Annotated in this window: 10 protein-coding genes; 7 read left to right on the forward strand and 3 right to left on the reverse strand. The window is 65.7% G+C overall.

The features are described from left to right. Nucleotides 1-86 precede the first annotated feature (86 nt). Nucleotides 87-809, reverse strand: a complete 723-nt coding sequence (locus BB029_RS29490; protein ID WP_027608665.1) for a pirin family protein — start codon at nt 807-809, stop codon at nt 87-89. 181 nt (nt 810-990) lie between these two features. On the opposite strand from BB029_RS29490, the gene BB029_RS29495 reads away from it, so the two are divergent. Both BB029_RS29495 and BB029_RS29500 read left to right on the forward strand, forming a co-directional pair. Further along, nucleotides 991-1,941: a GlxA family transcriptional regulator gene (locus tag BB029_RS29495; RefSeq protein ID WP_065941949.1), complete on the forward strand. Its 951-nt coding sequence runs from the start codon at nt 991-993 to the stop codon at nt 1,939-1,941. 95 nt (nt 1,942-2,036) lie between these two features. Continuing rightward, the gene (locus BB029_RS29500; protein WP_065941950.1) at nt 2,037-3,560 is read left to right on the forward strand and encodes a winged helix-turn-helix domain-containing protein; all 1,524 of its coding nucleotides are present in this window, start codon (nt 2,037-2,039) and stop codon (nt 3,558-3,560) included. Here BB029_RS29500 and BB029_RS29505 read toward each other — a convergent pair. Together BB029_RS29505 and BB029_RS29510 are read right to left on the reverse strand one after the other, a co-directional pair. Beyond that, nucleotides 3,507-6,269, reverse strand: a complete 2,763-nt coding sequence (locus BB029_RS29505; protein WP_065941951.1) for a winged helix-turn-helix domain-containing protein — start codon at nt 6,267-6,269, stop codon at nt 3,507-3,509. The genes BB029_RS29500 and BB029_RS29505 overlap by 54 nt on opposite strands. Nucleotides 6,270-6,327: 58 nt before the next feature. Further along, nucleotides 6,328-6,726, reverse strand: a complete 399-nt coding sequence (locus tag BB029_RS29510) for a helix-turn-helix domain-containing protein (protein WP_027608661.1) — start codon at nt 6,724-6,726, stop codon at nt 6,328-6,330. A 204-nt stretch (nt 6,727-6,930) separates the two neighbouring features. Here BB029_RS29510 and BB029_RS29515 point away from each other — a divergent pair, with 204 nt between their 5' ends. The 5 genes from BB029_RS29515 to BB029_RS29535 all read left to right on the forward strand — a co-directional run bounded on the left by BB029_RS29515 (nt 6,931) and on the right by BB029_RS29535 (nt 13,788). After that, nucleotides 6,931-7,839 (forward strand): LysR family transcriptional regulator, encoded by a 909-nt coding sequence (locus tag BB029_RS29515; RefSeq protein WP_065941952.1) that lies wholly within the window; start codon nt 6,931-6,933, stop codon nt 7,837-7,839. Between the two features lie 93 nt (nt 7,840-7,932). Beyond that, entirely contained in the window at nt 7,933-8,550 is a 618-nt protein-coding gene (gene lexA / locus BB029_RS29520) for a transcriptional repressor LexA (protein WP_065941953.1), read from the forward strand. Next, nucleotides 8,550-9,164: a translesion DNA synthesis-associated protein ImuA gene (gene imuA, locus BB029_RS29525; RefSeq protein ID WP_065941954.1), complete on the forward strand. Its 615-nt coding sequence runs from the start codon at nt 8,550-8,552 to the stop codon at nt 9,162-9,164. The genes lexA and imuA overlap by 1 nt, the downstream gene beginning before the upstream one ends. A 7-nt stretch (nt 9,165-9,171) precedes the next feature. Next, nucleotides 9,172-10,587, forward strand: a complete 1,416-nt coding sequence (locus BB029_RS29530) for a DNA polymerase Y family protein (RefSeq protein WP_065941955.1) — start codon at nt 9,172-9,174, stop codon at nt 10,585-10,587. 129 nt (nt 10,588-10,716) lie between these two features. Continuing rightward, the gene (locus tag BB029_RS29535) at nt 10,717-13,788 is read left to right on the forward strand and encodes an error-prone DNA polymerase (protein ID WP_065941956.1); all 3,072 of its coding nucleotides are present in this window, start codon (nt 10,717-10,719) and stop codon (nt 13,786-13,788) included. Nucleotides 13,789-13,836: the final 48 nt, after the last annotated feature.

The following is a 13,836-nucleotide window of genomic DNA, read 5'->3' on the forward strand; positions in this document are numbered from 1 at the left end:
TTGCATTTTTTAAGAGAACTTCATTGGGCTGATGGTGACTATCGATGCCAGCGATGGCCCGTTTCAAAGGGCCATCGCCGCGCCGGTCACGGCATCTGTGGCCGTTCCTGGGGGCGCAGGTCGAACACCAGCACCTCGGCATCCTGGCCCTGGCTCAGGCGGATTTGCCGCTCATCGCGCACTCGGGCACCGTCGCCTTCCTGCAAGCGCTGGCCGTTGATGTCCACGCTGCCCCGAGCCACATGGATATACACGTGGCGATCCGGCGGCAGGTCGAGGGTCGCGGCTTCGTCGCCGTTGAACAGCCCGGCGTACACCCGGGCGTCCTGGCGCACGGTCAGGGAGCCGTCGCTGCCGTCCGGCGAGATGATCAGTTGCAGGCGCCCTTGTTTCTGCGCCGCGCTGAAGTGCTCCTGTTGATAGCGCGGTTCGGCACCGGCCACGGCGGGTACGATCCAGATTTGCAGGAAGTGCACGCCACGGGTCTGGCTGTGGTTGAACTCGCTGTGGGCTACGCCGCTGCCGGCGCTCATCAGTTGCACATCGCCGGGGCGGATCACCGAACCGGTGCCCAAGGTGTCCTTGTGTTCCAGGGCGCCTTCAAGCACATAGGAGAAAATCTCCATGTCGCGGTGCGGGTGCTGGCCGAAGCCTTTGCCGGCCGCGACGCGGTCGTCGTTGATCACCAGCAGGTCGGAAAAACCCTGTTCATCGGGGTTCCAATAGTTGGCGAACGAGAAGGTGTGGAACGACTTCAACCAACCGTGATTGGCGGCGCCGCGTTCGGAAGCTTTGCGAAGGGTCAGCATGGTGGTGTCCTCAAGTGAGCGCGGGCTGCGAGATGCAGGGCGCTTGCGTTGAGAAGAAGGTTACTGGTAACCGAAATATTCATTAAGAAGATGAAATCTGAATAACTGTCTCCTTGAGATTGACAGTGAAGGGCATGCCATAATGCCTTTCGCTTTCTTACCCTCGATGGATGCTTCCCGTATGAAAACCGTGGCCATGGCGCTGTTCCCGGACTTCCTCCTGCTTGACATGGCCGGGCCGCTCGAAGTGTTTTCCATTGCCAACCGCTACCTGCCGGCGGCGGAGCATTACCAGATCCTCACCCTGGGTACCGAGCCCGGGCCGTTGCGCGCCTCCAATGGGGTGCTGGTCCAGGCCGACCTGCTGCTGGACCAGGCCCAGGCGGCTTATGACCTGCTGCTGGTGCCCGGTGGCCCGGGTGCCTATAACGAATGCCATCCGGCGCTGCTGCCCTGGCTCAAGGCGGCGGCGCCACGGGCGCGGCGCTTCGGCTCGATCTGCACCGGCGCCTTTGTGCTGGGCCACGCCGGGCTGCTCGACGAACGCCGCGTGACCACCCACTGGCACTACACCGAGCGCCTGATCAAGGCCTTCCCCAAGGCCATCGTCGAGACGGATCGCATCTACCTGCAGGACGGGCGGTTGATTACCTCGGGCGGGGTCACCGCCGGTATCGACCTGGCGCTGTCGATCGTCGCCCAGGACCATGGCAAGCAAGTGGCGGTGGATGTGGCCAAGGTGCTGCTGGTGGTGATGAAGCGCCAGGGCGGCCAGGCCCAGTTCAGCCCGATGACCGCGTCCGTGGCACCCCAGGAAACCGCGATCACCCGCGTGCAGAACCATGTGCTCGCCCATCTGGACCAGCCCTTCACCATCGAGTCCATGGCCGAACTGGCCGGCATGAGCCCGCGCCACTTTGCCCGGTTGTTCGCCAAGGACGTACAGATGACGCCCATGGCCTTCCTGCAGGGCGCGCGCATCGACCGCGCCCGGCAACTGCTGGAAACCACCGACCTGCCGCTCAAGACCGTGGCGTTCCACGCAGGCTTCGGCAGCGTGCGGCACATGCGCTTTCTATTCAGTGAAAAACTCGGCCTCAACCCGACCCAATATCGCCAGCAGTTCAGTTAACGACAGGATGTCCGTCTCGCGCACCCGATTGTCCGTATCGCTCCCCGTGCCAGCATTGCCCTGTCACGGGTAGCTGGCAAGATAACGTCGAGCCCATGGAAAAGGATGCGCGGAAGCCCAAGACCGGGTGTTCCAGCGCGATTGCAGACATGAATATGCCTCAGGCGATTGACGCGGATAGCACGGTGCGCTTCGGTGACTATGCCTTTCATCGGCAGCAGCGACTGGTGAGCAAGGCGGGTTGGCCGGTGCCGCTGGGCGGGCGGGCATTGGATATTCTGGCGGTGCTGCTGGAGTCGCCAGGGCAATTTATCAGCAAGGCCACCCTGATCGAGCGGGTCTGGCCGTGCAGCGTGGTGGAAGAGAACAACCTGCGGGTGCACATCGCTGCACTGCGCCGTGCCCTTGACGGGCAACGCTTGATTATCAACGACCCCCAGCGCGGTTACTGCTTCGCCGCCCCCGTGCGGGTCGCGGCTGCCGCGGTGCTGCCCCGGCATAACCTTGCCCCCCGGCTCAGCCCGCTGATCGGTCGCGATGAACTGCTGGGCGTGCTGGTGCGGCGTGTGTCCGGGCAGCGCCTGATGACCCTGACCGGTTGCGCCGGCGTGGGCAAGAGCACCTTGGCCCTGGCCCTGGCCGAGCGCGTGTTGCCGCGCTACCGCGACGGTGTGTGGTGGGTCGACCTGGCCACGGTGGAGGCGCCGCTGATGATGCTGCGCCACCTGGCCACGATCCTGCACCTGGAACCCAGCGGGAGTGTCACTGAGTTGTGCCGCCAGTTGGTCTCCCGGCAATTGCTGCTGGTACTCGACGGTGCCGACCTGCTGCTCGGTGCCTGTCGCCATCTTTTGTGGGCGCTGCGCGAAAATGCGCCCCAGGTCAGCGTGCTGGTCAGCAGTCGCGAAGCGTTACAGGCCCCAGGCGAATGGGTGCTGCGCGTCCCCCCGCTGGGCGTACCGGCACCGTCGGCGCTGGGCAGTGTTGAACAGGCGATGGCGTTCCCCGCCGTGCAACTGTTCGTCGCCCGGGCGTGTGCCGGCCAACAGGGCTTTGTGTTGCGCCGACAGGACCTGGCGCCGTTGCGGGACATCTGCCGGCGCCTCGACGGTATTCCCCTGGCCCTTGAACTGGCGGCCGCCCAAGTGGACGCGCTGGGCGTGCGCGGTCTACAGGCGCAGTTGCACAGTGGAGTGCAGGTACTGACCCGGGGCCGCCGCACTGCGGTGGAGCGCCATCAATCCCTGACCGCCGCCCTGGACTGGACCTACGAGCGCCTGAGCCTGCCGGAGCGCTGGCTGTTCCTGCAACTGAGCCTGTTCAAGATGGCCGTGACCTTGCCCACCCTGGGTAAGCTGGTGGCCGGCACCGAGCTGGAGCACGCCGATTTGTCGTACCTGCTCGGGCGGCTGGTCGGCACCTCGCTGTTGAGCCTCGAACCCGGTCCGGGTTATCCACGCTATCGTCTGCTCAACAGCACGCGCAGCTATGGCCTGGCACTCCTGCGCAACCCGCAGCAGGTGGCGCGTTTGCAGCAGGGCTATGGGCATTACCTGGGGACGTTCTCAGGCCGGCCGTTTGTCCTGCAGCTCGTCGAGCAGGCGGCGTACGCGGACTAGATCCTGGGTGGCGAAGCCTTCGCTGAATCGCGCGTAGACCGAACCCAGCAGGTCGCGGGCGGCCTGCACACGACCCTGCTGTTGCCACAGCCGCGCCAACGAGTCTGCACAGCGCAGCTCCCAGGCCAGCGCGCCTTGCTGGTGTGCCAACTCCAGGGCTTCGAGCAGCAGCGCCTCAGCCCCTTGGGGATCGGCCATGGCCTCGGCGCGCACGCGCAGGATTTCCGGGCTGCACCAGCCGGCCGCACCGCTCCGGGCGCGTTCGAACAAGGCCTCATCCACTGCACGGGCGTTGAAGGTCACCAGGATGTCTGCGACCAGCCCCAATCCCTGCATATCGGCGATCTGCGCCGTGCCTTCGTAGCATTGCGCCCAGGTGTGGAACAACTGCACCGAATGCTTTTGCGCCTGTTGCAGGAGGAGGTCCAAACGGTCGCGGGCCGTGAGGGTGTCGCCGTTGCAATGGGCGATGACCACCCCGGCCAGGGCCAGGGTGTAGCAAATCGACGTGCCGTGGTTGATCTGCAACGCCAGCTCCAGCGCCTGGCTGGCGGTGCGCCACGCACGCTCGGGAAAACCGCGCAGCCACAGGATGCGCGCGAGGATGGTCAACGAGGCCACGCTCTGGTCGTACTGCACGCCAAAGCCGTGGGTAAACCGGTTGAGATGGCCGCTCTGGGCCATGCGCTGGATCACCTGTTCGGCATTCTGCTGCGCCAGCACCTGGTTGCCGGCGAAGTGCTGCGCCAGCACCCTCAGGCGTTGGGCGCTGAGGGCCAGCAACGGCTCGGCCTGCGGCCCCAACCGGTCGAAATGCAGGCTTTGCTCCAGGGCCTCGCGGTAGTTGCCGCCGCACAGGCTGACCGCCATTTGCCCCGACACCGCGCGCAGTTGGCCAACCAGGTTGCTGTCGGCTTCGGCCAGGCGCCGCGCAAGGGCAAAGGCTTCGATGGTCTGCGGCGTACCGCCCTGGGTGTGATAGGAAAAACTGCCGAAGGCCAACTGCAAGGCCATGTTCAAGTGCGGGCTCGGCGTGCTCGATTGCCCCAGTCGCGCCAGGGCCTTGCCCACGTACAGGCCGTGTTCGCGCAGCAGCGACAGCTCCTGCCACAACGGCATGGCGCTGACGGTGAGACGAATGCCCAGCAGGTGCGCACCCTGGTCGCCCAGGCCCCAGTCGAGGGCGGCACGAATGTCTTCGCGCAGCGGGGCATAGCGGTCGATCCAGGTTTGGGTGGCGGTCTGTTCCCAATCGTCCTGCGCCTGGTTCATCAGCACCAGGCAGCGCTTGGCGTGGTGTTCACGGGTGGCATCGAGTTCATTGGCGACGCTGAGTTTTTCCAGGGCATAGGTGCGGGTGATGTCCAGCAGGCGGTAGACCACCTCGTCATCCCCGGCCTCCACCGTGAGCAGGGATTTCGCCACCAGCTGGGTGATCGAACCCAGCACCTCGGCCGGTGCAACCTGTTGCCCGGCGATTACCGCCGCTGCACTGGCCAGGCTGAAACCACCGCGGAACACCGCCAGGCGACGCAGGCAGATTTGCTCGCAGCCGGTGAGCAATTCGAAGCTCCAGTCCAGGGTGGCACGCAAGGTTTGATGGCGGGGCAGGGCGCTGCGTCGGCCACGGGTGAGCAGGCGAAAGTTGTCTTCCATCTGCACCAGCAGGCCGGGCAGCCCGAAGCGCTCGATCTGTGCGGCCACCAACTCGATTGCCAGGGGGATGCCGTCCAGGCGTTGGCAGATATCAATGGCCAGGGGCAGTTCGGCTTCGCTCAGTTCGAAGCTGTCCTGATGGGACATGGCCCGCTCGATCAGCAGTTGCAGGGCCGGATAACCCAGGGCCTGGGCGCGGTTACCGGTGGCGGGCGGGCAGGCCAGGGGTTCCAGGCGCTGCACCGACTCGCCCTCGGCGCGCAAGGCTTCGCGGCTGGTGGCGAGGATGTGCAATTGGGGCGCGTGGCGCAGCAGGGCCTCGCTGATCAGCGCGATGTCGTCCAGCAGGTGTTCGCAGTTGTCGATCACCAGCAGCAACTGGTGCTCCTGCAGGCGGCGTGCAAACACGGGCAACGGTTCATGCTCGGTGTGGGTGAGGTCGAGGAGCGCGGCGAGATTGGGCAGGATCATCGACGGCGCGCTGAGAGGTGCCAGGTCCAGCAGGCGAATACCGTCGCGGTAATGTCCGATCAACAATTCCGCAACGCGCAACGCGACGGTGGTCTTGCCGATGCCGCCGGCGCCGGTCAGGGTGATAAAGCGTTGCTCGGGCAGCTGCTGTACCAGGCTGTCGATCAGGGCCTGGCGGCCAAGCATGCGCGTGCGTCGCAGCGGCAGGTTGTGGCTCGGGCGTTGGGGGGCGCCTTCGGTCGGTAGGCTCATCGGCTCGATGCTCAGTGGCGCCACAAAACTGTAGCCACGCTGGGCCACCGTAACGATATAGCGCTGCCCGGCCTGGCCATCGCCCAGGGCCTTGCGCAGCGCCGCCATATGCACCCGCAGGTTGCCGTCTTCCACCACGCTCTTGGGCCAGACCCGGGCGATCAGTTCCTGCTTGCTCACCACCGTGCCGGCCTGCTCTAGCAGGATCAGCAGGATGTCCACGGCTCGCCGTCCCAAGCGCAATGGGCGACCGGCCTCCAGCACCAGGCGCTGGCGCGGGTGGATGCGGTAAGGACCGAAATGCACGGCCTGGTCGCGTGGGTCACTCATGGGTGGCCATGCTCTGGGAAAAGTAAGCGGCCAGCATATTCCAGGTGCGTGCCGACCACTAGGCAGCGATCTCCCGAGGCTTGTGACGCAGTTGGTGATTTCGCCAGGTCATCGGGTTGACGCCCTCGCTGCGCGTGAACATATGGCAGAAATGCGCCTGGTCGCAAAACCCGCACTCCAGGCTGATTTGCGTGAGGCTCAAGGAGGAACCGGTGATCAGCTCCTTGGCCCGCTGGATGCGTTGCTGGCGTATCCATTCCTGGGGCGACAGCCCGGTGGTGCACTTGAACGCGCGGGAAAAATGGCTGCGCGACAGGGCGCAGGCCTGGGCCAGGTCGGCAATCGCCAGGCTTTCACCGAGGTTGGCGAGGATCAATTGCTTGGCGATTCGCTCGCGCCGGGGGCACAGGCCGCCGGTGGCGGATAAGCGAGGAGCACAATACGCAGGTCGGGCCATGACGAATATCCGCAGTCGATGGGAGCGTTCCCGGTGAATGGATGCAGTGTAGACCGGCTCATTTTTGGCGCCGCACCGTCTGGCTGGCGAGTTAATCGTTGTTAATTTCGCCAGGTTCGGTCACGAAAAAGACAGCACAGGCATGCAATCCAGGCGGCGTCTTACCTGCTTAGCTGGCAGCCTGCTAACTGTTTGGATACCGTCATGAACCGCAATGACCTGCGCCGCGTCGACATGAACCTGTTGGTGATTTTCGAAGCGCTGATGTTCGAGAAGAACCTGACCCGGGTCGCCGAAAAGCTCTTCATGGGCCAACCGGCGGTGAGTGCGGCATTGGGCCGGCTGCGAGATTTGTTCGACGACCCGTTGCTGCTGCGCAACGGCCGGGGCATGGAGCCCACGCCACGCGCCGTGGCGATACTCAAGGAGCTGCAACCGGCCATGGACACCATTTCAGGCGCAGTCAGCCGCGCCAAGGATTTCGACCCTTCCACCAGCTGTGCGGTGTTCCGCATCGGTCTGTCCGACGACGCCGAGTTCGGCCTGTTCCCGCCGTTGCTCAGCCAACTGCGCGAAGAAGCCCCGGGCATTATCGTGGTGGTACGCCGCGCCAATTACCTGCTGATGTCCGCGTTACTGGCCAGTGGCGAGATCTCGGTGGGCGTGAGCTACACCACTGAACTGCCGGCGAATGCCAAGCGCAGGAAACTGCGGGACATTCCCTGCAAGGTGCTGCGCGGGGATGACGGGTTGGCGCCGCTCACCCTGGATGAGTACTGCGAGCGGCCCCATGCGATGGTGTCGTTCTCCGGGGACTTGAGCGGCAACATCGACCTGGACCTGGCGCGTATCGGCCGTGCCCGGCGGGTGGTGCTGGCGGTACCGCAGTTCAGTGGCTTGCGGGCGCTGCTGGCCGGTACGCAGATTATTGCCACGGTGCCCGACTATGCGGCGTGTGCGTTGACCGAGGGCACGGCGCTGCGGGCAGAGGATCCGCCGTTTGCGATCGACGCGGCGGAGTTGTCGATGGTGTGGAGCGGGGTGCATGACAATGACCCGGCGGAGCGGTGGTTGAGGGGCAGGATTGCGCAGCATATGGCGGGAGGGGGATGAGCTTGGCGGCTTCTGGGCCTCCCTCAGTTTGATCTGCATCCCCCCCCAACTCCGACTACCGGCTCTTGTAAGAAATTTCCCAGAGGAGTACAAATGTACTCCATGACGACCCTGACCCCCCGCCGCACCGCCATCCTAACCTTCATCCGCGACCGTATCGCGCAGCAAGGCCAACCCCCCAGCCTCGCCGAGATCGCCGAGGCGTTCGGCTTTGCCTCCCGCAGCGTCGCGCGCAAGCACGTCGTGGCCCTGGCCGAAGCCGGCTTCATCGAGGTCAACCCCAACCAGGCGCGCGGCATTCGTTTGCTCAACCAGCCCCCGCGCCTGGAGTGGCTGGATGTCCCGGTGCTCGGCCGAGTGGCAGCCGGCCGGCCCATCGGCGCGGATGCCGACGTGCACAGCCGCCTGCAACTCGACCCCGCCACTTTCGCGAAAACCCCGGATTATCTGTTGCGGGTGCAAGGCGATTCGATGATTGAAGACGGCATCCTCGACGGCGATCTGGTGGGCGTACGCCGCAGTGCCGAAGCCTTGAGCGGGCAGATTGTGGTGGCGCGCCTGGACGGCGAAGTCACCATCAAGCGTTTCGAACGCAGTGGCGAGCGTGTGCGTCTGCTGCCGCGCAACCCCGCGTACGAACCTATCGTGGTAGGCCCCGACCAGGACCTGGCCATCGAAGGGGTGTTCTGCGGCTTGGTGAGGCAAGGCTGATGGGCGCCGTGGTTGCACTGGATACGCTGTTCAATGGCGGCCGCGTCTGGAAAGGCCGGCCTGTGGCGCCTCCGGCCAGCGTGCAGCCTACGGGGCTGGCGGCGCTGGATGCGGTGCTGCCCACGGGCGGCTGGCCGGAGTCGGCCTTGAGCGAAATCCTGATGGCCAGGGACGGTATCGGCGAACTGCAACTGGTGCTGCCGACCCTGGCGCGATTATCGGCGGCGGGGGAGCGCATTGTGCTGGTGGCGCCGCCCTACACCCCGTACCCCCACGCCTGGCAGAACGCCGGGGTGGATTTGCGCCAGCTGTCGGTGGTCCAGGCCGAGGCGCGCGATGTGCTGTGGGCGGTGGAACAATGCCTGCGCTCCGGCAGTTGCGGCGCGGTGCTGTGCTGGCCGCGCAAGGCGGATGACCGCGCCTTGCGTCGCTTGCAGGTGGCCGCGGAAACCGGGCAGACCCTGGCGTTTGCCTGGCGCGCCTTGAGTGAAGCGATCAACCCTTCGCCCGCCGCCCTGCGCCTGGCCGTCGAGGCCAAACCTGCCCGGGTGCGGGTGCTCAAGTGCCGGGGTGGCTTGGCTCATCCGACGCCGATTGCACTGGCGGGGCACTGAGGTTGCCATGCGCTGGGTGTGTATTGTCTTCCCGCAATTGGCGCTGGACGGGGTGCAGCGCCTGCACCCCGAGCCCGACCAACCCCTGGCGCTGCTGGCCGGTACGCCGCAGCGGCGCGTGCTGCAAACCGTCAATGACGCCGCCCGCGCATTGGGCCTGCGCCCGGGGCAATCGCTGACGGCCGCCCATGCCCTGGCCAAGACCTTTGCCAGTGCCGAATACGACCCCGTGGAGATCGAGCGCTGGCAGCAGTTCCTCGCCGCCTGGGCCTACCGTTTCAGCTCCCAGGTCAGTGTGTATTACCCGCGTGCCTTGCTGTTCGAGATCGAATCGAGCCTGGGCCTGTTCGGGCCCTGGCCTCGGTTCGAGGCACGCCTGCGTCAGGAGTTGACCGAGCTGGGCTTTCGTCATCGTATCGTCGCCGCCCCCAACCCGGCGGCGGCGCGGGTGCTGGCCAATCTCTACGATGGCCTGGCCGTGGCCGATGAGGAGGGGTTGCTCCAGGCCCTGGCGCCATTGCCCATCGACCGCGCCGGCCTCGACCCGCAGGCGGCTACCGCGTTGTCGCGCATGGGCCTGCGTACCCTGGCCCAAGTGCAGGCGTTGCCTCGGCACACCCTGGCGAGGCGCTTTGACGCCAGCCTGCTCAAGCACCTCGATGCCTTGACCGGGCAGCGGCCATTGGCCCTGGCGTTCTATCAGCCGCCGGACCAGTTCGATGTGCGCATCGAGCTGAATTTCGATGTGCAATCCCACCAGGCCTTGTTATTCCCCCTGCGCCGTTTGACCGGCGACCTCTCGGCGTTCCTCTGCGGCCGTGACAGTGGCGTGCAGCGTTTCGACCTGCACCTGGAACATGCCGATGCACCGGACAGTGTGATCAAGGTCGGCCTGCTGAGCGCCGAGCGTGAGCCGGCGATGCTGTTCGAACTGGCCCGTGGGCGCCTGGAGCACGTGCAAGTCACCTCGCCGGTGCGCGGTTTTCGCCTGGTGGCCCAGGACCTGCCGGTGTTCGTGCCGCAACGCCAGGACCTGTTCGACGATCGCCCGCAACAGACCCTGCCGTGGGAACAACTGCGCGAACGCCTGCGTGCACGCCTGGGGGATGAGGCGGTGCAAGGCCTGCGCTTCCATGCCGACCATCGGCCCGAATGCGCCTGGCAAATGGCGGCGGATAAAAGCCCCTGCGCCACCTTGAGCAAGGTGCGGCGTCCCGGTTGGTTGCTTGACGAACCGACCTTGCTGGCCGAGCAGGGCGTGCAGATCCTCATGGGCCCGGAGCGCATCGAATCCGGCTGGTGGGACGGTGCCGATATTCGCCGCGACTACTACCTGATCCAGACCCGCGCCGGCCAGCAAGGCTGGGCCTATCGCAGCGTGGGGCAAAACGACGGGCTATGGCTGCAAGGCTGGTTCGCATGAGGCTGCAACCGGCCTCTGTAGGAGCGAGCTTGCTCGCGAAAAACGCAAGGGCACCGCGATGACCCAGGGCTCCCGCGTCATCGTTAACGCGCTTCGCGAGCAAGCTCGCTCCTACAGGCGGCGGTGGCCATGAGTTATGCCGAGCTGCACTGCCTGTCCAACTTCAGCTTCCAGCGCGGCGCCTCCAGCGCCCTGGAGTTGTTCGAACGGGCCAAGCGCCAGGGCTACAGCGCCCTGGCGATCACCGATGAATGCACGTTGTCCGGCATTGTGCGGGCCTGGCAGGCCGCGAAGGCGGTGGATTTGCCGCTGATTATCGGCAGCGAAGTGCGCATCGAGAATGGCCCGAAACTGGTGCTGCTGGTGCAGGACCTCAGCGGCTACCAGCACCTGTGCCGTCTGATTACCCTGGCCCGCCGCCGCGCTGAAAAGGGCGGTTATCGCCTGCTGCAAGAAGACTTCGACCGACCCCTCAACGGCCTCTTGGCGCTATGGATTGCCGAAGACAGCGACACCCAGGCCTCCATCCAATGGCTGCGTCGTACCTTCGTCGAACGCCTGTGGCTGGCGGTGCACCTGCACTGCGGCCAGGACGATGCGCGGCATCTGGAGCAACGCCTGCACCTGGCCGCCAGCCTGCAGATTCCGGCGGTGGCCTGCGGCGATGTGCATATGCATGCCCGTGGCCGCCGCGCCCTGCAAGACACCATGACCGCGATCCGCCATCACGTGCCGGTGGCCGACGCCGGCACGCGCCTGCACCCCAACGGCGAGCGGCATCTGCGCAGCCTCGACGCCCTGGCCACGCTGTACCCGCAGGCGCTGCTCGACGAAACCCTGGCCATCGCCCAGCGCTGTCACTTCGATCTTGGCCAGTTGCGCTATCACTACCCGCGCGAGCTGGTGCCCGAGGGCCACGATGCCGAATCCTGGTTGCGCGCCGTCACCGACGAAGGCATCGCCCGGCGCTGGCCCCACGGGGTCGATGCCAAGACGTTGCAGCAGATCCATCACGAGCTGACACTGATCAGCAAACTGGGTTACGAAAGCTACTTCCTCACGGTGCACGACATCGTGCGCTTCGCCCGCAGCCGGTCGATCCTGTGCCAGGGCCGGGGTTCGGCAGCCAACTCGGCGGTGTGTTTTTCCCTGGGCATCACCGAGATCGACCCGAGCCTGACGAGTACGTTGTTCGAGCGCTTCCTGTCAGAGGAGCGCAACGAGCCGCCGGACATCGATGTCGACTTCGAGCACGAACGTCGCGAAGAAGTGCTGCAGTACGTGTTCCAGCGCTATGGCCGTACCCGCGCGGCGCTGACGGCGGTGGTCAGCAGTTACCACGCCGCCGGTGCGGTGCGCGATGTGGCCAAGGCCCTCGGCTTGCCGCCGGACCAGATCAACGCGCTGGCCGAATGCTGCGGGCGCTGGAGTGACGATGCGCCGCCCCTGGAACGCCTGCGCGAAGGCGGCTTCGACCCGGACAGCCCGATCCTGCGCCGTGTGCTGACGCTCACCCAGCAACTGATCGGTTTTCCCCGGCACTTGTCCCAGCACCCCGGGGGCTTCGTGATTTCCGAATACCCGCTGGATACCCTGGTGCCGGTGGAAAACGCCGCCATGGCCGAGCGCACCATCATCCAGTGGGACAAGGACGACCTCGATGCCGTGGGCCTGCTCAAGGTGGATATCCTCGCCCTGGGCATGCTCAGCGCGATCCGCCGCTGTTTCGATCTGCTGCGCCGCCATCGTGGCCGTGACCTGTCGCTAGCGACGATCCCCAAGGAAGATCCGGCCACCTACGCGATGATCAGTAAGGCCGACACCATTGGCGTGTTCCAGATCGAGTCGCGGGCGCAGATGTCGATGCTGCCCAGATTGCGGCCGCAAAAATTCTACGACCTGGTGATCGAGGTGGCCATCGTGCGCCCCGGGCCGATCCAGGGTGGCATGGTGCATCCCTATCTGCGCCGGCGTAACAAAGAAGAACCTGCTACCTATCCGTCGCCGGAGCTGAAGGCGGTGCTCAAACGCACCCTGGGCATCCCGCTGTTCCAGGAACAGGTGATGCAGATCGCCATGGTCGCCGCCGACTACAGCCCCGGCGAGGCCGACCAGTTGCGCCGTTCCATGGCCGCCTGGAAACGCCACGGTGGCCTGGAGCCGCATCAAGCACGCCTGCGCACCGGCATGTTGAAAAACGGCTACACCGAGGCTTTTGCCGCGCAGATCTTCGAACAGATCAAGGGCTTCGGCAGCTATGGTTTCCCCGAGTCCCACGCCGCCAGTTTTGCCTTGCTGACCTACGCCAGTTGCTGGCTCAAGTGCCATGAGCCGGCGGCCTTCGCCTGTGCGTTGATCAACAGCTGGCCCATGGGGTTCTACAGCCCGGACCAGATCCTGCAGGATGCGCGGCGCCATCGCTTGCAGATCCGCCCGGTGGATGTGCAGGCCAGCGACTGGGATTGCAGCCTGGAACCCATTGATGGCCAGCAGCCGGCGATTCGCATGGGGTTGCGCATGATCTCGGGGTTTCGCGAAGAGGATGGGCGGCGCATCGAAGCCGCACGTCAGCGCCGGGCGTTCAGGGATATTGCCGATCTGGACGCCCGCGCCGGGCTGGATGCGCGCACCCAGGCGTTGCTGGCGGATGCCGGGGCCTTGCGTGCCCTGGCCGGCAACCGGCATACGGCGCGCTGGGCCGTGGCAGGGGTGCATAAGCAGCTTGGCTTGTTCGCCGGCCTGCCCAGCCCCGATGAGGCGCGGGTGGAACTGCCGAAACCGACGGTGGGCGAGGATCTGCACGCCGACTACGCCATGCTTGGCACCACCCTTGGCCCGCACCCATTGGCGCTGCTGCGCGCCGAGTTGCGTAAGCGGCGTTGCCGCAGCTCGAATGAACTGCAGGCGGTGGAGCATGGGCGCACTGTCAGCGTCGCCGGGCTGGTGACCGGTCGCCAGCGTCCCGGCACGGCCAGTGGCGTGACCTTTGTCACCCTCGAAGATGAATTCGGCAACCTCAACGTGGTGGTCTGGCGCGACCTGGCCGAACGCCAGCGCCAGGCCTTGGTGGGTTCGCGCCTGCTCAAGGTGGACGGGCGTTGGGAGGCGGTGGGCGAGGTGCGGCACCTGATCGCTGGGCGCCTGACCGACCTGACGCCGCTGCTGGACGGCATCACGGTGCGCAGCCGGGATTTTCACTGAGGCGGGTAGCGTTGGCGGTGATTAGCCCCTAATTTATACAAAATGAAA

The organism is Pseudomonas sp. S3E12 (assembly GCF_001702295.1).
Taxonomy (GTDB): Bacteria; Pseudomonadota; Gammaproteobacteria; order Pseudomonadales; family Pseudomonadaceae; genus Aquipseudomonas; species Aquipseudomonas marginalis.